Source organism: Nonomuraea glycinis, assembly GCF_014646515.1.
GTDB classification, from domain to species: domain Bacteria; phylum Actinomycetota; class Actinomycetes; order Streptosporangiales; family Streptosporangiaceae; genus Nonomuraea; species Nonomuraea glycinis.
In genome coordinates this window covers 80,736-104,235 of the sequence record NZ_BMNK01000013.1, presented here as the reverse complement: position 1 = coordinate 104,235, position 23,500 = coordinate 80,736, and the positions used below count along the sequence as shown (strand labels likewise).

Below are 23,500 nucleotides of genomic sequence, written 5' to 3'. Positions count from 1 at the left end.
CGGCGTGGCTGACCAGCGAAGATCTGGGTCAGCGCAGGGTGGCGGTGAAGGTGCGGCCGTGGGTGTGGCGGGTCGTCGCCTGGATCAGGGTGCCGCCCGGTACGCGCCGTACTGTCATCCCTTCGTCCGCCGAGTCGAGCCTGAGGCGTACGCCATGAAGGTTCGGCACTTCTCCTTCCCATGGACATGAAGACGAGCGGAGGTAGGGCGGTGAATTTGCGGGCCAGGGGCTGACGGACCGGGTCAACGCAGGGTGGCGGTGAAAGTGCGGCCGTGAGCGTGGCGGGTCGTCGCCTGGACCAGGGTGCCGCCCGGTACGCGCCGTACCGTCACTCCCTCGTCCGCCGAGTCGAGCCTGAGACGAGCACCCTGAAGGATGACGCTGACGCGGTCGCGTTTCATGGTGGGGTCGGACAGGGCGACGACCATACGCTTTCCGTACTGGACGATGACCGAGACGGGGCCATCGATGAGCAAGCGTTCGACGTGGCGCGGGCCAGCGGTGAAGACGTTGGCGGCGACGATCCCGAGGGGCCGGCATTTGATCGCCTGCACGTGCCGGTCGTTGGCCAGGACGACCAGCGGCCCGTCCGCGTAGCCGCGCATACGGCTCTCGGTCGCGTTCGGGACCAGGGCGTAAGCGAGAGCAGGGGCGCGGTGGGTGACCGAGGCGGTGAAGACGTTCTTGGTCACGTTGGTGTCGGGATTGCCCGTACGGACGACTCTGCGGCTGCGGGTCACCAGCTCCAGCCCAGCCTGGACCACCTGCCTGGTGAGGAAGGCGTAGCCGACCGAGGTGCCGCGGGTGCCGTTGGCGTAGCGGAGCCAGCGCGGCGGCGCAGTGTCCCCCGCCTGCCACCCTCGGCCGTTCCAGCCCTGGCCAGTGAGGGTGACCGTGTCGCTGGGGGCGGCGATGCGGCTGTCCACGGTGGTTATCGCGTCGCGGCCGGCCTGGCCGGAGACGTCTGCGGCCAGGACCACGATCTCGTCGTCGAGCATGAACCAAGACTTGGTCGCGCGGGCGTTGCGGTAGGCGACGAAGTCGTCGGGCAACAATCCTGCCTGTTTGGCGGTGTAGGCAGCGTCGTCGGACTGGACCATGCCGGCCGCGCCGTACGCGCCGAGCGTCGCGCCGCCGGAGAACGCGTTCTCCGCGCGAGGGAAGTACACGTAGGTGTTCTGGGACTCGGACGAGGAGGTGAACTGAAGCGGGTGACCAGGGTTCTCGTACCAGGCCTGGCCGTACAGCTCGGGCACGGTTCGGCGGTCCTCCACCGGTGTGGTGACGCCCGCGAGCCGGTACGGCGAGACGGCGGTGTAGTAGTCGACGCCGTACACCTCGCGCTGGTCCTCCCCCGCCAGGTAGAGGTAGTACGCGCCGTCGCCCTGGAACCAGGGCATCAGATTCTCGCCGCTCATGTACTCGTACTTGCTGATCCGCTCGGAGCTACGCGCCAGGGCGAAGGCATAGCCGGGACGCCGATGCACAGTCCGGTCCATGGCGTTGAACGCCACGCTGCGCGAAGCCGGGTTCAGGTCGGCGGCCGGGATGGCGGGGTCGGCGCGGATGGCCGCGTACCGGGCGATGCTGATCGGGGAGATGAAGGCGCCCGTGTCGGCCTCCGGTAGGTGCTTGACGTACTTCTTCAGGGCGAGAGCGGCGGCGGAGTCGACGTGGTCGGTCAGGTCGGCGATGGCCTCGACGATCACGCCGACGTCGGCGTATCCGGTGTTCGTGCGCGAGACCGCCCGTCCCTTGACGATCTCCATCATCCACCCCTCGAAGATCAACGGGGCGAAGCCGTCGCTGATCCACCGGTACACCACGCCGCCCAGCTCGGACCCGCCCCCGAGCGTCTTGAGCGTCTGCACGACCCGGGTCAGCAGGGCCCGCCCATAGGACCCGGTGTAGGCGACCGAGTGGTGCTGGATGAACGAGCCGTCACGGTAGTACCCGTCGGTGACCCCGTGCTGAAGGTGGTACGGATCGATCACGGCGAACACGGTGGCCTGGTCGGCGATGGCCTTGGTCACCCGGGCGTCGTCCCCGGTGAGCGCCCCCTGCAGGATCCGGTTCGCGGTGATGTCCGCCAGGTTCGCCCCGGTATGGAAGCGCGAGTCGAGGTCGACGTCGCCGTCCTTGCCGTTGCGCAGGTAGGCGTCCATCGAGGCGATGTACGTCGCCGTCAGGTCCTCCGGCGCGGCCAGCAGCACCAGCGTCCTGCTGACATGCGTGGGAATGCCGATCTCCCAGCTGTGCCAGTTGCCGTAGTAGCCCGCCGCCTGGTCCCCGAAGTGCCGCTCGTGCAACCACCGCAGCCCGCCCACGACCCGCCCCTGAACAGCACTGTCATTGACGAGCTCCCCGCCGGGCGTGCGGGTCGCGAGCGCGATCTCGTACAGATATTGGTACGCCAGTCGCAGGTTCGCGTCGTTACTCCCGAGGCTCAGCCCGGCGAACAACTCCCCCTCCCCCGCCTGATCCATGGCGGCCAGCCGCTGACGGGCGGTCCGGGCCATTGCCGCGAGCTTGCCGGCGACCTCAGGCCGCGCGTTGACCTCCGGAGTCCCGGCGAAGATCGCCACGGTGTTGGCCAGCAACCGCGCGTGATCGGGCCCGGCGGCATGCACGGGGGTGGCCGCGGCGAGTAGGCCGGCGACGGGGAGCAGGGAGAGAACCTGGCGGCGAGACATGTGCAGCACGGCGGCTCCAGGCCGTTGAGGGGTACGCCGGGCTTACGTTACATGATCTTCTTTCGCGAGCCCAGGATCGAGGCCCTGCCCCATCTCGGTGAGCTGAATGACGAGCTGTTGCCCGACAGCCTTGCTGGTTTTAACCCTATTCGTCATGATCAAGACTCATATGATGCAACGAATACATACTTTCCGTGAATCGGAGTGAATGGCATGTATGTACTAGGCATATCCCGTGTGCACGACGCGGCGGCGGCGCTGGTGCGTGACGGTGAGATCGTCGCCTTCGCCGAGGAGGAGCGGTTCTCCCGGGTCAAACACGACGGCCGTTTTCCCGCTCAGGCGATCAGGTTCTGCCTGGAGCAGGCCGGAATCGGCCTCGATGAAGTCGATCATGTGGCGTTCTACTGGCAGCGCTGGCGCGAGGCCGCCCACGCGGCGAAAGTGTTCGCCCGCTACTTCCCCGGCACCCTAGACGTGTTCCGCAACGAGCGCGAGAACGGCGCCAAATCGGCCAGCCTGGTCGAGACCCTGCGCCACGGCGGTGGCCCCAAGCGGAACGACGACTACCACGTCGGCGGCGCGGTCCTGGCCCACATCAAGCGCACCTACACCCTCGCCGACGACGTCAAGGCCGCCGCCGGCCACACCGGGCCGACGAAGTTCAAGGTCCACCTCATCGACCACCACCGCTCGCACGCGGCCAGCGCGTTCTACGTGAGCCCGTTCGAGCGCGCCGCGGTCCTCACCATGGACGGGGTCGGCAGTGACGGGACGACCACCTGCCTCGCGGTCGGCGACGGCAAGCGGATCACGGACCTGAAGCGCATCCGGTATCCGCACTCGCTGGGCGCCATGTACGCGATCGTCACGGGCTACTGCGGCTTCTACTCCACCCTCGACGCGGGCAAGGTGATGGGCCTGGCGCCGTACGGGACCGACACCTACGTGGAGCGGTTCGCCGAGCTGCTGCACCTCACCCCGGACGGCGGATACGAGCTGGACCTGAGCTATTTCCAGCACCACCGCAACGGCAAGCACATGGTGTCGAAGAAGTTCATCGACACCTTCGGCCCGCCCCGGCCCCAGACCCGGATCACCCAGGACAACCCGGTCCCGCAGCACTACATGGACATCGCCTACGCCCTTCAGGCCACGCTCGAGCGGGCCGGACTGCACCTGGCCAACTGGCTGCACAAGGAGACCGGGATGACCCGGCTCGCGGTGGCCGGCGGGGTGGCGCTCAACTCCGTGATGAACGGCCGCATCCTGCTGGAGACCGGGTTCGAGGAGTTCTTCGCCCAGCCCGCCTCCGCCGACGACGGATCGTCGCTCGGCGCGGCGCTGGAGGTGAGCGTGGGCCGGTTCGACCGGCCCAGGCCGACCACCGGTTACGTCTTCACCGGGCCGGAGTTCACCGAGGAGCGGATGGAGCAGGCATTACGCGACGCGGGCGTCGAGTACCAGCGGGTGGACGACATCGCCCGCCACACCGCGGCGGGGATCGCCGACGGGATGATCGTCGGCTGGTTCCAGGGCCGGATGGAGTGCGGTCCGCGAGCCCTGGGCAACCGGTCGCTGCTGGCCGACCCGCGCGATCCCGAGTCCAAGACGCGGATGAACGAGAAGGTCAAGCATCGCGAGCCGTTCCGGCCGTTCGCGCCGTCCTGCCTGGAGGAGCGGTCCGGCGAGTACTTCGCCAGTGACCATCCGTCCGAGGTCATGCTGCTCGTCTTCGACGTGCTGGAGCACCAGCGGGCCGTGGTGCCCGCGATCACCCACGTGGACGGCACCGCCCGGGTGCAGACGGTGAGCCGCGCCGACAACCCCCTCTACCACGAGCTGATCACCCGGTTCGACGAGCTCACCGGGGTGCCGATGCTGGTCAACACCTCGTTCAACGACAACGACGAGCCGATCGTGTGCACTCCGGAGGACGCGGTCGCCTGCTACCTCAAGACCGACGTGGACGCGCTGGCGCTCGGGCCGTTCTGGGTCCGGAAGCCGACCGACGCATCGGACGCCGGCCGATGACCCAGGTTCGCCCCGCCCGCCGCGACGCCTGGATCGCCGCGGCCTACCGGAGCCGGAGCTGGCTGTGGCTGGTTTCCGGCGTCCCGACCGCCGTGCTCGCCGGTCTGATCCTGTTCGTGCTGCCACCCCAGCAGACGCTGGGCAACCTGGCCGACTGGGCCTTCCGGCTCAGCCCGTTCGTGTTCGGCGTGGTGACCGTCGCGCTGCTGCCCCTGCGGCGGTTCGGACCGCCGCTGCTGCTGGCCGCGGTCGTCTTCTACATGGGGTTCCTGGACACCGGGCTGGTGCTGCGGATGCTGCCCTACGGCGCCGCTTCCGGCGAGGAGCAGGACCTCCTGTTCCAGGCCATCTACCAGTGGATCCTGCTGACCGTCACGTTCGTCGTGCTGTTCGGGCTGCTCGGCTACCGGATGGGCGGAGCCCGTACGACGTCGGTACTCAAAGTGGGGATCGCCTCGATCCTGGTGGTCATCTCCGGGCTGAACGATCTCACGTTCTGGTTCAGCTACGACTGGCCCGACGGCCCGCCGTCGCACCTCGACTACGCCTCCCACATCATCGTCTTCACCGGTGGACCGCCCAGCATCGCGACCGCCGTCGTGTTCATGGTGGTCCACCTGATCCTGGCCGTCGCGGTGTTGGCGCTGCCGCTGGGCCGCTACGTCGAACAGGCGGTCGCCCGGCACCAGAAGCACGTGGTGCCAGCCCAGGATTGACAAGAGGCACGCTGGCAATGGGTCATAGGGAAGGGGGAGGCATCATGACCGAAATGTCCCCATCGGAGCGGGCGACCATCCACGAGCTGCTCGACGCCGACCGAAAGCAGACCACGGCCCGCGTCGCCATGCTGCGCAGCGACCTGGACGAGATCACCTCATCCTCCGCGCTGACCGGCGCCGACGACGAACACGACCCCGAGGGATCGTCCACCGCCTTCGAACGGGCCCACGCCCAATCCCTCCTGGATCAGGCCTTGAACCATCTCGGCGAGCTGGACGAGGCCGTCGAACGGCTGCGCGACGGCAGCTACGGGATCTGCGTGAAATGCGGGAACCGCATCCCCGTCGAACGCCTGCTGATCCTGCCCGCCGCGAGAACCTGTGTCCTCTGCGCCCCCCGCCGCCGATGACTTTCGCCGCCTCCGCTGGTCTACTTCACCACCACGGAGAAAGGAAGCGACCCGATGACCCACACCCTTGAGGTGCCCGGCGGCATTCTGCACTACGACGTACGCGAGGCGGAGGGGACCACCGAGCCGCCCCTGCTGCTGATCGGATCCCCGATGGACGCCACCGGGTTCACCGGCCTGGCCGAACGCTTCCGCGATCGTACGGTCGTCACCTACGACCCGCGCGGGATCGGCCGCAGCGAGCGGACCGACGGCGCGAGCGAGTCGACGCCCGACCTGCACGCCGACGACCTGCACCGGCTCATCGACGCGCTCGGCGGCGGGCCGGTGGACATCTTCGCCAGCAGCGGCGGCGCCGTCAACGGCCTCGCGCTGGTGGCCGTCCATCCGGAGCAGGTCCGTACGCTCGTCGCCCACGAGCCGCCGGTCGCCCAGACGCTGCCGGACCGGGAGCAGGCGCTGGCCGCGATCGCGGACATCCGCCGGACGTACGAGCGGGACGGCTTCGGAGCGGCGATGGTGAAGTTCATCGCGGTCTCCAGCATGCGCGGCGACATTCCCGCCGATTTCGCCGAGCTCCCCATGCAGAGCCCTGCGGAGATGGGCATGCCGGCCGAGGACGACGGCTCCCGCGACGACGCGCTGTTCGGCCAGAACCTCATCACCTGCATCCACTACGAGCCCGACTTCGAGGCCCTGCGCGCGGCCTCGACCCGCGTCGTCCTCGCCGTCGGCGCCGAATCGGAGGGCGAGATGGCCCACCGCTCAGGCGTGGCGGTCGCCGAACGACTCGGCACCCAGCCTGTGATTTTCCCCAGTCACCACGGCGGTTTCATGGACGGCGAGTTCGGCATGAAGGGCGACCCGGACGCCTTCGCCGCCACCCTGCGCGAGGTCCTGGCCGGGTAGGCATGTTCCGGTCACACCATCGATCAGCCGAAACCCGGCGTGACCGGAACCTTAATGATGCTGAACCTCACGTGCAGAAGACGCACCCGTCATCAACGGATAACGGGCAGGAATTGTAGATAAATCGAACCATGGTGATTTCGCAACACCGAAAACCGAGACGGCCTTGAACTCTTGAATTAGAGTTTATGATCCACTGCCCTCGTTAGATATACAGGTGATCATGGCCACGATGCTCTACAGCGACACCAGTTACACAGTCGGAAATCTGGTGGAGAACATCGATCGCGGGGATGTCGCCCTGCCTGACATCCAGCGCCCATTCGTCTGGCAGGCCACCAAGGTCCGCTCACTCTTCGACTCGATGTACAAGGGCTTCCCCGTCGGCTTCCTCCTGTTCTGGAGGACCGATGCCGACCCGGGCGCGCGGCAGATCGGCACCGGCAAGGCCGCGCCACAGTACCTGATCGTCGATGGACAGCAGCGCCTCACCTCGCTGTACGCCGTCATGAGCGGAACGGAAGTTCTCCGCGAGGACTATTCCAGAACCCGGATCCGGATCGCCTTCCGGCCAACGGACGGAACCTTTGCGGTCACCGACGCGGCCATCGAGAAAGACTCCGAGTTCATCCCGGACGTCAGTGTCCTATGGGCCCCGAACAACTTCGGACCATCCGTTCGGGCCTTCTTCAAGCGTCTGGCGACCAAGCGTGAGATCGATGATGACGAGCGGGACCGCCTGGACACTGCTCTCTACCGCCTGCATGGCCTGAGTAGCTACCTTTTCAAGGTGGTAGAGCTGTCTCGTGCGGTCAACGAGGAGCAGGTGGCCGAGGTCTTCGTCCGCATCAACAGCGAAGGCGTCACTCTGAACCAGGCCGACTTCATCCTCACCCTGATGAGCGTCTTCTGGGAAAAGGGCCGCCGCGAGCTCGAAGACTTCTGCCGGGTGGCCAAGGCTCCAGCCCTCGGCACCGCTTCCCCCTTCAACTGGTACATACAACCGCAGCCGCCGCAGCTGCTTCGCGTGACCGTCGCGCTCGCGTACCGCCGCGCCGTGCTCAAAAACGTCTATACCTTGCTCCGAGGCCGGGATCTGGAATCGGGCAGCGCTTCTCCGCAGAGCAGGGAGGCCCAGTTCGGGAAGCTCGAAACGGCGCAGGCTCACGTCCTCAACCTCACCCACTGGCACGAATTCCTTCTGTGCCTGGAGCGAGCCGGCTTCCGCAGCAGCAAGATGATCACCAGCGACAACGCGATCCTGTTCTCCTACACCATGTGGCTCTTCGGCAGAGTCCACTACGGCGTGCCGATCCCCCGGTTGCGCGAGGTCATCGCCCGATGGTTCTTCATGACGCACGCCACCAGTCGCTACTCCGGCTCCTTCGAAAGCCAGGCCGAGCGCGACTTCGCTGTGCTCGACGGCATTGAACCAGGTGACGCGCAAGGGTTCTGCGACACGCTCAACCACCTGATCGACGACACGCTGACCAACGACTTCTGGACTATCACGCTCCCGAACAACCTGGCGACCTCCGCAGCGAAGTCACCCGCTCTCATGGCGTACATCGCAGCCCTCAACATCCACGACGCGCCCGCGCTGCTCTCCACGGTGCGTGTACGCGCCCGGCTCGATCCAGCAGTTGTCGTGAAGAAGGGAATCGAGCGGCACCACCTGTTCCCGCGCAAGTACCTGCGCGAGACCCTCGGCTTGACAGACACCAGCAAGATCAACCAGATCGCCAACATGGCCCTCGTCGAGTGGTACGCCAACATCGCCATTTCCGACAAAGCGCCGTCCGACTACTGGCCAGCAGAGGTCTCCGAAGCACATCTGTCCCCCACAGAGCTGGCCAAGCACACCTATCTGCACGCCCTCCCGGACAGCTGGCACGAGATGGACTACCAGGCGTTTCTATCGGCACGGCGGCATCTGATGGCCCAGGTCACCCAAGACGCGTTCACCCTGCTCAGCCAGCCTTCCTACCAGCCCGACTACCCCGTGCCTGGAAAGCCCGACTCGTCCGCTGCCCTGACCGGTGTCTTCGGAGCAAGGCTCTCCCATCTCATCGACCACGACCTACTGGACGTCGGCGCCACCCTCGTGGACCCCCAGCACGGCACAGACGCGGCAGCGATCGTCACCTCGGAAGGCAAGATCGAACTCGACGGCAAGATCTTCGACACGCCCTCGGCCGCCGCGGGCGCCGTGCTCGACGTGAACAACTGTGACGGCTGGACGTTCTGGTACGCCGGCACCGACGATGGCCTGAGGCCCCTTGCCGACCTGCGTGAGGAGTTCGTACGAAGGATGACTCAGTCCGAACCGTCGGCGTGAGCCGATGGCGACCGCTCAGCGGGCTCCCTGAGCGAGTCGAGCATGTAAGCGCACCAGGCGATCGCGGCACGTACGGCCAGACGGCTGTCTCTGGCTTCGATGCCGGTCACGGCAGCCGAGCTGCCGTGACCGTCGCCGACCTTGTTCCGCAGTGTTCCGACCTTGAGGGCAATGTCTTGTACGTCGGCCAAAATGGTCCGAACCAGAGGCGACTTGGCGACATCCACCTGATCTGGATGTACGCCAAGCGCCTCCATCGCACCCTTGACCAGCTTCGGTACGTTCAGATTGGTTCCGACCGGTTGGCCTGCCTGTGCGAGAACCGCCTTGGCCGTAGCCTCGATCAGATTCTTGGCCTTACCGATCGCCAGGCTGGGGTCATCGTCCAGCGACCTCTCAAGCCGCACCAATTCGACACGTATCGCGGACGCGTCCGGAAGGACATCCGACGCCACCGCGTCCAGAGCACGGATCGCAGCCATGGGATCGCCCGTCGGATCCAGCGGAAAGCCGTCGGCAGCCAGGCAGTGTCGCAACCGCACCAACCGGCTCCTGTCCGAGGAAGGAGCCGACTCATAGATTTCGGCCAACGCCACGACCGCTCGCAAGACAGCCCGCACCACCTTCGGCTCGCTCAAATCGAGGCCGCGGAGCGTTCGCGAGACGTGCCTCGGGGTGCTGGCAACGATCACAGCGCCTTCGTACCGTGTGACCGGCTGTTTCTCTAGCTTTATGTCGGCTGCGGCGAAGGCGCGCTCCGCGTCCCGTGTCGAACGGGCGATATCCGCGATCGCTCCGATGGAGTCCTGACTGAGCAAAGCCCGTCTCGTCTGCGTCACGCCTTCTGCTCCTCAGTCCCCAAGGCTTCCCGCCTGGTGAGCGTAACGCGCGTACAAGCCGCAGGGGCAGAATTCGATGCCGTGTGCTCCACAAGGCGAACCGGTAGTGGACACTCTCCGAGCCTGGGCCATTCAGCTGCGACAGGCAGTAGGCGAGAGCCGGGCATGCCAGGCGGGGTGCTGGCACGAGGTCGCCACAACGTGCACCCTCGCTCGCCACTTCGTGCGCGTCACCCGGCGAGGATCTTGGCCAGTTCGGCCGGATGGGCCAGGTGCGGGAAGTGGCCGCCGCCAGGGAGGACGGTGACGGTCACCTCGGGCAGGACCCACTTCAGCCAGTTCCGGTACCTGGGCTCCAGGTCGTTCCCGCCGACGTAGTGGTACGCGATGCCCTTCATGCGCAAGGTCGCCATATCGTGCGTCCGCCGCCGCGTGAACTCCTCCGCGGACATGGTCATGATCTCGTCCCAGTATCCGAGGAGAAGCTCCTGCGGTGGCGTGCCGGCCGCCCGAACGAGCTCCTGCGCGTCCACGGGCAGCCGTTCGATGCCCATCCCCGCGAGCATGCCGTCCCAGACCTGCCCGTACCCCGGACTCCGCAGTACGGAGGCCGCACCGCGCAGCACGTCCCGGAAACCGCCCACCAGGAGTGGCTGATCGATGTTGATGACACCTCGGGCCGGATATCTCGCGGCGTAGACGGTCGCCAGCGCGCCACCGAGCGAATGCCCCGCCACGATCGGCGCGTCGAGCCCGGCAGCGGTCACGGCCTGGTGCACCACCGCGGCGACCTCGTCAAGCTGGTACGAATCCCGCGCCGGCGACTTCCCATGTCCAGGCAGGTCGAAGGCCACGACTCGCCGATCCGGATCGATGATCGCCAGCTCGTCCAGGACAGGCTCCCACTGACGCCGGTCAAAACTGAGCCCGTGCAGCAGCACCACGGCCGGCCGCTCATCATCCTTGCCATAACTGTCGAAATACATGCTTTTCCCTTCCCAGGAGGCTTCACCAGGAAGGCGTAACTAGGGTGGGAACAATCTGTACGGTCACACGGACCAGCGCGCCGGCCCACCCGGCGCCCGCTGATACCGCAGCACTTTCCCGGTCCGCAGCGACGCCCGCAGATGTGCCCCGGCCAGCGGCGCCACCGCCTCCACGCGCTTGACGGCCGCCCGCAGCGCGCGAGTGGCGCTGACCCGAGCCCGTTCCGCCTCGCCGCCCTGCGCCCGTGGCCGGCCACCGAGCCCGGCGGCCCGCCGCAGCTCAGCCAGCAGGGCACTCCTCTCAGCCTGTACGTCCGCCGCGCGTCCCGTGTCCCCGGCCCGGTCGGCGGCGTCGAGCTGCTCGTCAAGAGCCGCCAAACGCCGCTGGTACGCCTTGCGGCCGGTGTCGTCGAGAACCGGCTCGGCGGCGGGCTCGCGCAGACCGGCGCCTCCGGCGACGAGATCCAGGGCCGAGATCTCCTGTCCGGGCGCGGCCAGCAGAGCCCGCAGATACCGCACCCCACGCCCATCCGGCAGCCGCACCCGCTCAGCCCCGGCCTGGAGCAGCCAGTCGTCGCCGTCCCTGGTCAGCCGCCACTCGTCGGCCCGCGGCCCGAGCACGGCGAGGACCCCTGCCAGGTCGAGCCGCTCCGCGATCGAGCGGGCCCGGCCAAGATCCTCGGGGTCTCCCAGGGCGTGCCCCCGAGCCGCCAGTGTCCGCGCGAGCCAGGGCAGTGCCCCGATCCGCTCCGCCAAAGCGACCGCGCTGTCCAGGTGGGCCACCCCCTGGTCCTGGCGCCCGAGCCGGATGGCCAGCCGGCCCAGGTAGTCGTCGACCGGCCCGGTGATCGTGGCGGCGCCGGCCCAGACGACCAGCCGCCCCTGGTACGGGAGCAGCGCGTCGTACAGGGCCTGGACGGCCGGCGGTTCGCCGGCGCGCGACGCCACGATCGCCAGGTCGGCCACGGCTCCGACCCAGCGCGGCCCGGATCCGCCGAGGACGGCCGGCAGCAGCCGTTCCAGCTCCAGTCCCGCCTCCACGACCTCGCCGGACTCGGCCAGTATCCGGGCGGCGGTCGCCTCGAAGAAGTGGCCGGGAAGCCTCCTGGCCAGCTCACGCCACACATCCACCTGCGACTCGACCCGGCCGCGCGCCGCGTCGACGGCACCGGCCAACGCCCTGGCCAGCCGATCGGCGTCGGCGAGCCCAGCCCGCCGCCCACCGGACGCCACCTCGGCGGCGAGCGCCTTCGCCGCGTCGAACCGGCCGCGAACCGTCTCCAGCATCGACTGCCGGCCCAGTACCACCACCGCGGCCCCGGCGTCACCCGCCACTTCGGCGGCTCGCGCGTAAGCCGTCAGCGCCGCCTCAGCGGCTCCCAGCTCACCCAACTCCGCCAACGCGACGAACCGCCAGAACAGCCCGCGCCGCTCGGTCATGGCATCGCCGGCCCGCCGAGCCTGCTCCACGATCTCGTGCGCGGTCGTCAGGCGTTCGCGGGCCGCCCCCGGGTCCCACAGCGCGTGCAGCCCGCAGTCGAGAACCTCCGCCACCGCACCGGGATCGCCGCCGCCCCTGGCCAGCCGTACCGCCTCGTCGATCAACTCCTGCCGGTACGCCCCCGCCGACGCGTCCCCCAACAGCTCACGGGCGAGCCGCCCGAGCACCCGAGCCCGGACGGCGGGCGGCAACGGACGCTCGGCCGCGACCTCCAGCAGGCGGATCAGACCGACATCCAGATCCAGGAACTCCGCCCGCGACGGCGCCGTCAACGCCAGGTGAACCAGAGCGTCAGCGGCGTCCATCCCCGCCAGCTCACGCGCGAACCCGAGGGCGACTCCGGGCAGACCCCCCGACGCCAGCCACACCACATGAACGACCTCAGCGGGCAGGTACGGCACGAGCTCGGCCAACTCCGGCTCCGACAGCCCGCCGAGCCGCACCTCCGGCGTCACCCCCAACGGCCGCTCCGCGCTCGCGAGCAGGACCGTGGCGCCAGGCTTCGCGGCGAACCGGGCCAGGAACTCCACGGCCCGCGGGCCGGCTCGATCGACATCGTCGACGAGCAGCAGTCGCGGCCCGCCGTCGGCGAGGCGCTCCAGATCTTCCCGGCTCACCGGGACCCCACGAGCACCGGCCGACTGCGCGGCGGCATCGATCAGCGCCGTCTTCCCGGCTCCCGGTGGCCCGACGACGACGAGGCACCCACCCATCCCGGCCTCGGCCCGGTCCAGCAGCCGCCCCACCTCGGCAAGCTCGCTGCGGCGTCCGATAAGCGGCACTCGCGCAGTTTAACGGGGTATCCGCGTCACACCCAGAAGGTCACTACTGCTTCGACAGGTTCGCGGTGGCAAGGGGAGTGTCGCGGCGGAAGAAGCCCACATGCCCGCTGAACAACTCCAGCTCGGCCTTGCCCGACGCCGTCTGCCGCATCGCCAGCCACACCGTGGGCGCGCACGTGCGCTGCGGGTCGTCGTCGATCTCCTCGCGGATCAGGGTCACTCCGGTGGAGGGGTCGATCGGTTCGAGGGTGAGGGTGCCCGAGCACCCCAGTTTCGGATACTTGATGGTGCCCACCGGCTCGCCGGGCGGCGTGCCCCGCTTGAGGCGGAGGTCGACGGTGTAGGTGTCGCCGGACTGCCGTACGGTCCCCTTCCAGCGACCGGCGAGCTCCGGCCCGAGCGGGTCCGCCACCAGGGACGATGACGCCGTGCTGTCCAGCGCCGTCGCGTCGTCGTCCGGGAGCCAGGTGTTGAGCAGCAGCAGGCTGAACAGGACGAGCATCAGGGCGGAGGTCAGCATGATGGCGCCGGCGAACGCCCTCCTGAAGATCAGGTAGCTCAGGGGCGGGCGGCCCTGGGGGCGCGGCTTGGTGTCCCATGGTCGGCGGGCGTCGCCGGCCGTCAGCTCGGTCTTGTTCGGGGCGGCGGCCCCGGCCAGGTTGCCGTTCAGGCGCAGGCCGGCCAGCCAGCCCAGCAGCTCGGCGATCTCCGGCCCGCGCGGCGGCAGGCCCGAGGCGAGGTAGCGGACGTCGGCCCCCTGGTGCTCCAGCTCCCGGACGAGGTTGCCCAGCCCCATGAGCTTGAGCCAGGTGCTCATGTCCTCGATGCCGCGCCCCGAGGTGGTCTCGCGGAGCAGGTCGGCCTTGGTGAGCACGACCGCGACCCGGCGCTGCTTGCCGCCGTCGGCACGCCCGGCCAGCTCGTTGCGGAGCCGGGCGAAGGTGTCGGCGGGGTCCTCGGCGGACAGCACGACCCCTTTGGCGCTCAACGCCCGGCGCTCGGCCTCCAGGAGGTGGTTCTGTACGTCGGGGAGCGCGAACGGGTCGATGACCAGGATCAGCGCCTCACCGTGGGACAGGTAGCGCATCGCCTCGACCTTGCTCGCCCCCGTGTAGTGCTCGCCGGACGGGTCGAACAGGTAGAGGATCCGGTTGTCGCCCGTCCGGCCGGCCAGCGCGACGTCCAGCATCACGGCCTTGGGCAGGTCGGGCAGGGTCTTGCTGATCCGCCCCGACGACAGCTCGCGGCGGAGTTGCCGGAACGCCTGCTCGTCGCTCTTGTCGGCGAAGAGCGCCCGGCCGCCTGCCCCGGTCACGGCGCTGTGGACGGCGTCCACGCTGAGCGCCATGAACGTCGTCTTGCCGGCGTCGGGCCCGCCGACGAACGGCAGCGGCTCGATGCGCACCCGCCCGACGCGGGTCGGCAGCAGGCGGTCGCAGTGCGGGCAGTGCGCCTGGAGGCGGTAGCGGCCGAGCAGGATGGTGGTCGGCAGCCGGGTGCCGCACTGGCAGACGTGCCGGACGGCGCCGTTCAGGTCGGGCCTGAGCTTGGCGTGCTTGCTGCCGCAGGTCGGGCACGCGTAGACGGGCAGCGTGAACCGGGCGTAGCAGCCGGGATAGGGGCAGGTCTGCAGGATCCGGTACGCCAGCACGAACGTCTGGTCCACGACCCGGAGCAGCCCCACACAGATCAGCCAGACGAGCAGGCCGGCCACCACGCTCACCGCGTACAGCGCCATGATGAGCACGCCCACCAGGAGGACGGGCACCACGGCCGACAGGATCCCGCCGCAGATGCCGAGCCAGACGGGGAACACGAACCAGGCCTGCCGCCCGGTGAGAAGCGAGCGGGTGAAGCTGCTCAGCGCCCGGTCCATCCTGGCGGAGATGATCGGGGACGCGGTGCGCAGGATCACGTGCCAGTCCTTCCACACCTGCGCGGCCAGGTAGTGGCGGTAGGCCGGATCGCGCCCCTTGCCGGGGTCCTGCGGGAGGACCGGCGACGGGCCCGCCGAGGTGTCCGGCATCAGGACCGCCCGTACCTGCATGAGGTAGAGGCCGATCGCGGTCAGCGTGCTGCCGAGCAGGGCGACGGGATAGAGGAAGACGGCGGCGATCAGGCCGACCCACATCGCGAAGGCCCACGCGGCGACGACGACGATCAGATAGATCATCAGTCGTTCCCCCAGAGCCGGATGCCGCGCCGCTTCGGCTTCATGAGCCTGCGCAGGCCCTCGGACAGCTCCGGGTCCTTCTTGAACCGGCTCTCCATGGACCCGAACGGCGACCAGCCGTTCACCAGGGACTGCGCCCACTCCTCCAGCTCGGGCACCGGCTCGCCGACGTCCCGGAGCCGGATCGCGATCTCCAGGAGCGCCGCCTGCTCGTCCCGGCCCGCTTTCACGCTGAGCCACTGCTGGAGCAGCCACTCCCGCGACGGCCTGGACAGGTGCCTGATCAGCGCCATCCGGAACAACGGATCCTGCTTGGCCAGCGTCTTCGCCGCCCGGGCCAGAACCAGCGTGGCGAGATCCTGGTCGAGGTGGCGGACCAGCGCGGTGAGCCGGCCCACCTCCGCCGCGGCCCGCTGGGGGGTGCGCGCGCCGGCCAGCCCGATGGCGAGCAGCAGCGCTTCCGCGTCATCGGCCACGATCCCCGCCATCCTGGCCGTCCTGACGCGAGTGGCGATCTCCACGGCCTGCTCGTCCTTGAGTCCGGTCCGTACGAACAGGCGGCCGGGCAGGCTGCTCAGCGCGTGGTAGTCCGGCAGGTGCGCACCGGCCGCGTCGAGGAGCCGGCGCAGCTCGGCGGCCGTCGGATCCTCCCGCCAGATGTCCTTGAACGCCGTGTCCCGTTCGCGCATCGTTCCGGTGCCGTGCCTCAGCCGCAGGATCTGGAGGGTCGCCTCCACCCGGTCGAGAGCCGCCGAGCCGGTCTGCCAGGTGATCACGGCGGTGGCGGTGCTGGGTGCGGCCCGCAGGTCCCGGCCGGCCAGCGAGCGGCACAGCTCCGGGGTGAGCACGCTCGCCCGCACCGCGGGCGTGGCCTGTTCCAGTCCGGTGACCAGCCCCGCCAGCAGCGCCTCCCGCCACCGGTACGGCGTCCGGTCGAGCTGCGCGGGCACGTCGGTGAGCTGGGGCTCGACGAGGGCGGCCACCGCCCGCTCCACCTTGGCCGCGGGCACGCGCAGCCCCGCCGCCTCGGCTACCCGCAGGACGGCGACCAGGTGGTCGAGCCGGTCTGCCGCCGCCAGCTCGGCCCATGCCACCGCCGCCACCTGCTCGCGGTACGCCTCGGGCAGCGCCCGGGTGGGCGGCCCGAGCGCGGGGTCGCGCAGGGCCAGCAGGACGCATCGCGCGGCGCACGGTTCCGCGGCCTCGGCCGGGCCGTGCGCGCTGATCGCGGCCGCGAGACCGTACCCGAGCAGGTCGGCCCGCTTGCCCAGATGGGGCCACACCCAGCCGGGCACCCCGGGCTCGATCAGCTCGGCGACCGCCGCCTGCTCCTCGGGCGACAGCGTGGCGCCGGTCAGGCAGAGCGCCACCAGCGCCGCCGCCGTGTCGGGGTCGGCCGTGCCGAACCCGGCGAGCTCGTCGATCCCGTCGAAGTCCATGGACCGCCACAGCTCCCGCGCCGTCCGCGCGAACCTGCCGGTCTCGGCCGGCTGCGGCTCCTCGGCGAGGACGACCACCGTCGCGTCCACGTCGGAGGGCATCCACACGTCGGGGGTGGTGCCCACGATGAGCTGCGTGGTGGCGGCCGGGTCCCCGCTGTAGGTGACGAAGGACAGCCGCGTGACCGCCTCCCACGGCAGCGAGTACGAGATCACCGCGATCCAGCGGACGATCTCCTCGCCGTCCGCGCCGACCAGGACGAGCCGGCCGTACCCCTGGACGAGGTTGCGCCGGACGAGGTCGAGCAGGGTGCCGAGCCGCTGGTAGGCGGCCTGTCCGCCGGCGCTGAGCCAGCGTCCGAGGGATTCGGGGTCCAGCGCCGTGCCCGGGGTGAGCTCGGTCAGCTCGGGCAGCTCGGTGCCGGGGTCGGCCGGGGCGTCCGCCCACAGGGCCGCCCGCCAGAACTCGATCGGCCGCAGTCCGACGAGGTCGCCGTCGGCCAGGACCAGCGCGTGACCGAGGAAGTTGCCGTACCGGCCGGAGTAGTCCTGCCCGAGATAGACGCAGCGGACCAGCGCGTGCCGGTCGCCGGCCGGCGCGTACGACAGGGCCACCGGCATCGCGCGGATCTGCTCCCGGGTGGGCGCGGTCGGCGTGCCGGGTGGCGGCCGGTAGGTGAGGAACGGCGTGACCTCGGCGGCCGGCCCGGCGGGCAGCCCCGGGCTGTCGGCCACCACCTGGAATCCGGCCCGCCCGGACGGCCCCGTCGCCGCCGATGTGTAGTGGAGCTGCCAAGCCACGACGTTCTACCTCCGTATGCCGTCGAGCATCTTGAACCGGTACAGCAGCCACAGCAGCGGGTCTTCGACGCGATAGGGGCGGATTCCGCTGCGTGCCACCGTCTTGCCCTCCGGCACGTCGCCGAGGGCCGACAGCCCGAACAAGGCGTAGTCGTCGTACTGCTGGCTCAGGTAGCGGTCGATCATGCCCGCCTGCCACTGGTGCAGCAGCGCGCGGACCTGCTCGTCCACGGCCTCCCGGTCGTCCAGGTCGAGCGCGCCGGCCGGGTCGCGGGTGCGGTGCAGCGCCGACTGGCGCTCCATCGACGCCCGCAGCTCGTCGATCTTGCTGAGGGCCACGGCGGCCGGGATGGACAGCCGCCCGTTGTTCCGCTTGCGCAGGAGCTCGGTGACCCGGACGACGACGTCCATCTGGTCGCTCATCAGGTCGTTGGCGAGCGTCCCGCCGCGCTCTCTGGCCGAGGTGTGCAGCGCCGCCTGCGCGCCGGACAGCTCCAGCGGGTCCAGCAGGAAGATGACCGCGTCGGCCGCGCTCAGGTAGCGCAGATGCAGCTCGCTCATCTCCCGCTCGCGCAGGTCCTCCCCGGCCGTGTCGAACAGGACCAGGGTCAGCGAGGCGGTCCGGCGGCGCATCCGGCCCACGGTGCGGGTGAGCAGGTAGACCAGCGGGTCACGAGGGGCGCCCTCCGCCGACTGGGTGGCGTCCAGGAGCGTGTGGTCACCGTAGAGCGGCCGGGCGAAGTCCGTCTTGTAGCGTTCGATCGTCCGGTCGTCGCAGGGCACGAGCGAGGCGTTGAGCTCCTCGCCGATGCGGTTCATCAGCTCGTGGATCAGGACCGCGATGTAGGTGCTCTTGCCCGCGTGCTTCGCCCCGACGAGAGCGACGATCTTCCCCGGATTGGCGCAGTATTCGGTCGCCAGCCTGCTGTGGCACGACGGGCAGACCCGCCAGGCCGTCTCCCGGGAGCAGGCGGGGCACAGGGCGCGCCGCCCCGGCCGCCGCACGGAGAAGACCGGCGGCAACGCCGGCGCGGCGCCGCCGCGGAACGCGCCCAGCACCTCGTCCGGCCGCGGCTCGCAGCCCTCGGTCCGGCCGCTCTTGCCCAGGCAGCGGAACGCGATCCGAGCGGGCGCCACCTTCACGAAGCAGTACGGGCAGGTGATCATCGGCTCATCCCACTTTCAGGACGCGTACGGGTGGATCGATGAGCTCGACCGGCCCTTCGGCGAAGCAGCGCACCCAGTAGGGTTTCGGCTGCTTGGGCATCGGGACGACGAGTCGCGCCGGTGGGCTGAGGTCGGCCCACTCGGCGAGCACGCGCCCGTCGTCGGGCGAGCCGGGCTGGATCCGGCCCGCTTTGATCACCAGGACGAGCCTGGTCACCCGGGCCGGCTGCTCGCAGGTCAGGTCCACGACCAGCTGACGCTGCCAGAACGGGCCCTCGTGGCGCACGTCGTAGCGGAGCGGCACGACGGCGGCGAGCGGCACCCGCACCGCCGGGCCGCGCACCCGGACGCCCTTCACCACGGTCGTCGGGGCCAGCTCCAGGATCGGCGCCTCGCCCTCGGGGATGTCGAGGCGGATGCCGCCCTGCGACCGGTAGGCCGCCGACGTGACGATCAGGCTCCGCCTGTCCCACCGCACCTCGATCTCCGGCACGTCCTTGGGCCACTCCAGGCCGAGGTGCACCGTGCCGCCGCGACGTACGGCGCTCACCCCTTGCGGCGCGGGCAGATCGACGTGCTCGCGGTGCGCGCCGATGGTCGCGCTGTCCGCCACGACGGTGACGGCCAGCAGCACGCCGGACGTCCCGGCCGAGCGCAGCACGTACCCGTCGCCGGTGGCGGTGGCCGGCAGGACGCGACCGGCCGCGCGGACGTCCGCGATCGGCACGGTCGTCCCGTACGGCCAGCGTGGCTCGGCCGCGAGGAGCACGAACTCCAGCACGCCCGACGGCGGCTCGGTGCAGCGGACCAGCAGCTCGCCCCGGCCGGACTCGACCGTGAAGGCGGCGACCGGCACCGGCTTCGCCCGCGGCGTGACGGAGCGCCGCAGCCCTGGCGTGGTGACCTCGCCCCGGCCGTCGGGGTAGACCGCCGCGACGAGGTAGTCATAGGTGGTCCCGTTGCGCACCTCACGGTCACGGAACCCGGATCCCTCCACCCGGACGGGCCTGCCGTCGCGCTCGACGACGACGCGCAGCACCTCGGCGGGGGCGCGCCACTGACCGGTGACGACCCCGTCGATCGCGGTCAGCCGCACGTCCTCCGGCTCGGGCCGGTACGTCAGCGGCGGGCAGGTCACCGGCACCGACGTGGCCTGCCCGCGCCGGGCCGCGACCGCGTAGGTGACGGGGGTGTTGACCGGCGGGCGCTCGTCGGAGGCGCTCGGCCGCGTCACCTCGGCGAACGGGACCCCGTTGCGGTAGACCTCGTAGGCGATGTCGCCCGCCCGCGACGGCGACGGCTGCCAGCCGATGGCCACCACGTCGCCGTGCAGCCGGGCCCGCACCTCGCCCGGCGGCCGTGGCGCGAGCCCGGCGAGCAGATCCCCGGCTCCCGACAGGTCCGGGGCCCGGCGCAGGGCGTCCTCCAGCATCAGCCACGCCTGGTCGGAGTCGGCCTCCGTCCGCGCCGCGTCGCGTAACCGGACGGCCTTGGCCAGCCGGGCCCGCACCTCGGCGGCCAGTTCGGCGGCGTCGCCGGTCAGCGCCTCGGCCGGGAGCGCCTCGACGAAGTCCACGGCCGCCTGGATCTTGCCCGTGTCCACCAGCTCGCGCAGCCGGCCCACCGGGCCGCCCGGCACGCCGCTCTCCTGGCGGATCGCGTAGACCAGCCGCTTGGCCTCGCCCGGGTCGAGGCCGAGGTCGTCGGTGACGTGCCGCATCAGCGTGTCGTCGTACGGATGCTCGCGGACGCGTTCACGGAGCCTGGCGGCGATGTCGTAGCGCAGGAGCGCCGCGGGGTCGGGGGTGCTGCGCAGGGCAGCGAAGATCATTTCCGCGCTCACCGTCCGTGGCCCCCGTGGCTTGCGCTGCTCCCGCTCCTCGGCCTTGGCCACCTGCTCCAAGATGCCGGAAATGTCGCCCATGACCCGGAGGCCGGTCGGGGTATCGGGGAAGACGAACCCGGCCAGGTGCCGCTGGGCCAGCGTGTCGAGGGCCGTACGGATCTCGGCGTAGGCCGCGTACGGCGGTGACTGCGGGAGCTGGTCGGGCTCGCGCACCTCGATGCCGAGCTCGGCGGCCAGGCTCTCGGCGGCCTGGGCGCCGAGCCCGGCCGACGTGCCGATGCTCGCGACGACGTCGGGCGGCAGCAGCCGGAGCTTTCCCGCCGCGTCGTCCAGCCGCCGCCGCAGATCCGCCAGGCGCTGCCTGTCCCGCTCGGCGGCCTGCTTGATCTCGGCGCGCACCGGGTCGATGTCGCCGTCCGCCGCCGCCTTGAAGACCGACGTGTAGCGCTGGGCGTGGTCGGCCTCCAGGGCGTCGATCAGCTTGCGGAACTTGAGCATCTGCCGCGAACGCCGCCAGCACTGCCGGACCTGCCGCACGGTCTCGGTGACCTCGGCGGCGCTCATCGCCTCCGTGATCTGGTAGCGCCGGCACAGGTCCACCGGGGGCGTGCCACCGGCCTGCCGGGCCGGATCCAGCACTTCCCGGACGTACCGCTCCTCGTCGAACGGCATAGGTCAGTCCACACGGATCTCGGACAGCGAGGCCCGCGACGAGGCGACCTCCTCCTCGGACATGCCGCCGATCTGGATGTCGAGATCCAGCTGCCGGCCCTTCTCGTTCTCGCGCGCGGTGACGTGCAGCAGCCCCGAGGCGTCCAGGGTGAACGTCACCTCGATCGGGAAGCCCTTGGGCTTGCCGGGCGGGATGCGCAGCTCCCCTTCGCCGATCGTGGTGTTGTCGTCGACCTCGTCGGACTCGGCGCTGCCCGCCTGCTCCATCACCCGGATGGCGACGGTCGCCTGGTTGTCGTCGAGGGTGGCGAAGCCCTCGGTGACGGAGGCCGGCAGCGAGTCGTTGGCGTGCACGAGATGGGCGACGTAGCGCTGCCGCTGGGTGCCTCGGGTGGCGATGATGCCGAAGGCGCGCGAGGCGACCGTCTTGATCGTCCGTCCCTCGATCTGCCGGCGCTGCGTCTCGGACAGCCCCGCTTCCAGCGCCATCGCCTCGGCCTCGGCCTGCTGTCCCGAGCTCAGCAGCCGCCGGAAGGTCTCCTCGAAGGCGTAGAGCGCGGCGCCCTTCGCCACCGCCAGGTCGGGGTCCTGGAGCTGGGGCGTCAGGCCGAACTCCTTCTGCAGGGCCTCGGCCACCGCGGGCATCCTGGACAGGCCGCCGACCAGGACCAGGTGCTGGAAGGAGTCGACCCCCTTCGCCCGCGCCGTCTCCACGGTCCGGCGGGTGATGCTCAGGGTGCGCTCCAGCAGGTTCTGGGTGAGCGACTCGAACTCCGCCCGGGTGAGCTCGACCGCGGTCACGCGCCCCTCGTGCATCACGCGGGCGGTGTGCTTGATCCGGGTGGACAGGGTCTTCTTGAGGTCTTCCGCGATGTTGCGCAGGTCCTGCTCGGTCTCGTCGCTGTCGAGCGGGGCACTGACGTCCGGGTGCTGCTGCTGGAAGCTGTCCGCCAGGTACTGGACCAGGGTGTCGTCCCAGTTGGTGCCGCCGAGGTCATGGTCGCCGTCGGTGCACACGACCTCGATGTTGCCGCCGCGCAGGGTCATGACGGTCGTGTCGAACGTGCCCCCGCCGAGGTCGTAGACGAGGATGTGGCAGTCCTGCTCCGGCTTGAGCACGCCGTAGGTGATGGCGGCGGCGATGGGCTCGGAGATGATGTCGATCACGTTCAGCCCGGCGACGCCGCCGGCCTTCCTGGTGGCGTCGCGCTCGGCCGCGCCGAAGTAGGCCGGGACGGTGATGACCACGTCCGACACGGTCTCCCCGGTCGCCACCTGCGCGTCCTTGGCCAGCTTGCGGAGCACGAACGCGGAGATCTCCTCCGGCGAGTACGGCTTGCCGTGCAGTGTCCTGGGGGCGTCCTGGCCCATGTCGCGCTTGATCCTGCTGATCACGAGGCCGGGCTTCAGGACAGCGCTGTCTTTCGCGTACTGGCCGACCACGACGTTGTCGGGGGTCTCGAAGAAGATCACCGAGGGCGTGGTGTCGGAGCCTTCGCTGTTGCGGTGCACCTCGGCCCGGCCGACCTGGTCGATGCTGGCGATGCAGGAGTACGTGGTGCCGAGGTCGATCCCGTATACGGCCATTTATCCGTCCTTCCTCTGCTGGTCCGCCTGCGCGGGGGCCTCGCCGACCACCACGTCCGCCTTGCGCAGCACGCGCTCCCCCTGGTGGAAACCTGCCGCGACCACCGCCAGGACCTGCCCCGCCGGCCCCGGCTGGGTCCGGGTCGCCCGATGCCTGGCCGCGTCGTACGGCTCGCCCGGCGCGACGTCGAGCAGGTCGGCTCCGGTCCTGGCCAGCACCTCGGCCACCTCGGCGGCGATCGCCTCCAGGAGGGAGCTGACGTGGCCGTCGTCCTCCGGCCGGTCGCGGAGCCTGGCCGCCTCCCGCCCGGTGAGGTCGTACAGGCGGTAGAGGCCGGTCCGCACCGGCGTCAGCGCCTCTTGCAGGAGGCCGTGGCGCAGGGCCTTGTTCTCCTCGAAGAGGCGGTCGATGATCTGCTCGCGATGATTGGAACGGTCCACATCATGCTGGAACTTGGTCCTGATCTCCTCGGTCAACCGGTCGAGAGCCGTCACTAAGGAGATATCCGACATATCCCCCATATCGGGGGACTCTGGAGTTGTCGGGGGGATCGTCATAGCGGCTTTCCGCTTTCTCCGGGGGAATTTGTGCACCGCAGTGTA

The 23,500-nt window shown here is 70.1% G+C and carries 16 protein-coding genes; 5 read left to right on the top strand and 11 right to left on the bottom strand.

What is annotated here, in order from left to right:
- Positions 1-28: 28 nt before the first annotated feature.
- The gene (locus IEY87_RS31000; RefSeq protein WP_189142369.1) at positions 29-169 is read right to left on the bottom strand and encodes a hypothetical protein; all 141 of its coding nucleotides are present in this window, start codon (positions 167-169) and stop codon (positions 29-31) included.
- Between the two features lie 74 nt (positions 170-243).
- Positions 244-2,694: a polysaccharide lyase family 8 super-sandwich domain-containing protein gene (locus IEY87_RS30995; RefSeq protein WP_225277834.1), complete on the bottom strand. Its 2,451-nt coding sequence runs from the start codon at positions 2,692-2,694 to the stop codon at positions 244-246.
- 213 nt (positions 2,695-2,907) lie between these two features.
- Here IEY87_RS30995 and IEY87_RS30990 point away from each other — a divergent pair, with 213 nt between their 5' ends.
- The 5 genes from IEY87_RS30990 to IEY87_RS30970 all read left to right on the top strand — a co-directional run bounded on the left by IEY87_RS30990 (position 2,908) and on the right by IEY87_RS30970 (position 9,104).
- Complete coding sequence (locus IEY87_RS30990) at positions 2,908-4,728, top strand: carbamoyltransferase family protein (RefSeq protein WP_189142368.1); 1,821 nt, start codon at positions 2,908-2,910, stop codon at positions 4,726-4,728.
- On the top strand, positions 4,725-5,444 hold the full coding sequence (locus IEY87_RS30985) for a hypothetical protein (protein ID WP_189142367.1): 720 nt from the start codon (positions 4,725-4,727) through the stop codon (positions 5,442-5,444). Before IEY87_RS30990 ends, IEY87_RS30985 begins: the two co-directional genes overlap by 4 nt.
- A 44-nt stretch (positions 5,445-5,488) precedes the next feature.
- Complete coding sequence (locus IEY87_RS30980; RefSeq protein ID WP_189142366.1) at positions 5,489-5,857, top strand: TraR/DksA family transcriptional regulator; 369 nt, start codon at positions 5,489-5,491, stop codon at positions 5,855-5,857.
- A 54-nt stretch (positions 5,858-5,911) separates the two neighbouring features.
- On the top strand, positions 5,912-6,766 hold the full coding sequence (locus tag IEY87_RS30975; RefSeq protein ID WP_189142365.1) for an alpha/beta fold hydrolase: 855 nt from the start codon (positions 5,912-5,914) through the stop codon (positions 6,764-6,766).
- A gap of 223 nt (positions 6,767-6,989) precedes the next feature.
- Positions 6,990-9,104: a GmrSD restriction endonuclease domain-containing protein gene (locus IEY87_RS30970; protein ID WP_189142364.1), complete on the top strand. Its 2,115-nt coding sequence runs from the start codon at positions 6,990-6,992 to the stop codon at positions 9,102-9,104.
- On the opposite strand, the gene IEY87_RS30965 is transcribed toward IEY87_RS30970, so the two are convergent.
- The 9 genes from IEY87_RS30965 to grpE all read right to left on the bottom strand — a co-directional run bounded on the left by IEY87_RS30965 (position 9,083) and on the right by grpE (position 23,392).
- A complete protein-coding gene (locus IEY87_RS30965; RefSeq protein ID WP_189142363.1) occupies positions 9,083-9,943 on the bottom strand; it encodes an abortive infection family protein in 861 nt (286 codons plus the stop codon). The two genes, IEY87_RS30970 and IEY87_RS30965, sit on opposite strands and share 22 nt — an antisense overlap.
- A gap of 230 nt (positions 9,944-10,173) precedes the next feature.
- Positions 10,174-10,929 carry an alpha/beta fold hydrolase gene (locus tag IEY87_RS30960; protein ID WP_189142362.1) on the bottom strand — a complete coding sequence of 252 codons (756 nt, stop codon included), beginning with the start codon at positions 10,927-10,929 and terminating at the stop codon, positions 10,174-10,176.
- Positions 10,930-10,992: 63 nt separating this feature from the next.
- Positions 10,993-13,212 carry an ATP-binding protein gene (locus IEY87_RS30955; RefSeq protein ID WP_189142361.1) on the bottom strand — a complete coding sequence of 740 codons (2,220 nt, stop codon included), beginning with the start codon at positions 13,210-13,212 and terminating at the stop codon, positions 10,993-10,995.
- A gap of 43 nt (positions 13,213-13,255) precedes the next feature.
- Entirely contained in the window at positions 13,256-15,385 is a 2,130-nt protein-coding gene (locus tag IEY87_RS30950) for a TRAFAC clade GTPase domain-containing protein (RefSeq protein WP_189142360.1), read from the bottom strand.
- Complete coding sequence (locus tag IEY87_RS30945; protein ID WP_189142359.1) at positions 15,385-17,625, bottom strand: GAP1-N2 domain-containing protein; 2,241 nt, start codon at positions 17,623-17,625, stop codon at positions 15,385-15,387. The genes IEY87_RS30950 and IEY87_RS30945 overlap by 1 nt, the downstream gene beginning before the upstream one ends.
- A 6-nt stretch (positions 17,626-17,631) precedes the next feature.
- Positions 17,632-18,792, bottom strand: a complete 1,161-nt coding sequence (locus IEY87_RS30940; protein WP_189142358.1) for a TRAFAC clade GTPase domain-containing protein — start codon at positions 18,790-18,792, stop codon at positions 17,632-17,634.
- 4 nt (positions 18,793-18,796) lie between these two features.
- On the bottom strand, positions 18,797-21,310 hold the full coding sequence (locus IEY87_RS30935) for a fibronectin type III domain-containing protein (RefSeq protein ID WP_189142357.1): 2,514 nt from the start codon (positions 21,308-21,310) through the stop codon (positions 18,797-18,799).
- Positions 21,311-21,313: 3 nt separating this feature from the next.
- Positions 21,314-22,897, bottom strand: coding sequence for an Hsp70 family protein (locus IEY87_RS30930; RefSeq protein WP_189142356.1), 1,584 nt, complete (start codon positions 22,895-22,897; stop codon positions 21,314-21,316).
- Positions 22,898-23,392 carry a nucleotide exchange factor GrpE gene (grpE, locus tag IEY87_RS30925; RefSeq protein ID WP_189142355.1) on the bottom strand — a complete coding sequence of 165 codons (495 nt, stop codon included), beginning with the start codon at positions 23,390-23,392 and terminating at the stop codon, positions 22,898-22,900.
- Between the last annotated feature and the right edge of the window lie 108 nt (positions 23,393-23,500).

Coding starts and splice junctions, on each gene's coding strand:
- IEY87_RS30995 (WP_225277834.1), bottom strand. CDS start 2,694: ATGTCTCGCCGCCAGGTTCTCTCCCTGCTCCCCGTCGCCGGCCTACTC.
- IEY87_RS30990 (WP_189142368.1), top strand. CDS start 2,908: ATGTATGTACTAGGCATATCCCGTGTGCACGACGCGGCGGCGGCGCTG.
- IEY87_RS30985 (WP_189142367.1), top strand. CDS start 4,725: ATGACCCAGGTTCGCCCCGCCCGCCGCGACGCCTGGATCGCCGCGGCC.
- IEY87_RS30980 (WP_189142366.1), top strand. CDS start 5,489: ATGACCGAAATGTCCCCATCGGAGCGGGCGACCATCCACGAGCTGCTC.
- IEY87_RS30975 (WP_189142365.1), top strand. CDS start 5,912: ATGACCCACACCCTTGAGGTGCCCGGCGGCATTCTGCACTACGACGTA.
- IEY87_RS30970 (WP_189142364.1), top strand. CDS start 6,990: ATGGCCACGATGCTCTACAGCGACACCAGTTACACAGTCGGAAATCTG.
- IEY87_RS30960 (WP_189142362.1), bottom strand. CDS start 10,929: ATGTATTTCGACAGTTATGGCAAGGATGATGAGCGGCCGGCCGTGGTG.
- IEY87_RS30950 (WP_189142360.1), bottom strand. CDS start 15,385: ATGATCTATCTGATCGTCGTCGTCGCCGCGTGGGCCTTCGCGATGTGG.
- IEY87_RS30940 (WP_189142358.1), bottom strand. CDS start 18,792: ATGATCACCTGCCCGTACTGCTTCGTGAAGGTGGCGCCCGCTCGGATC.
- IEY87_RS30935 (WP_189142357.1), bottom strand. CDS start 21,310: ATGCCGTTCGACGAGGAGCGGTACGTCCGGGAAGTGCTGGATCCGGCC.
- IEY87_RS30930 (WP_189142356.1), bottom strand. CDS start 22,897: ATGGCCGTATACGGGATCGACCTCGGCACCACGTACTCCTGCATCGCC.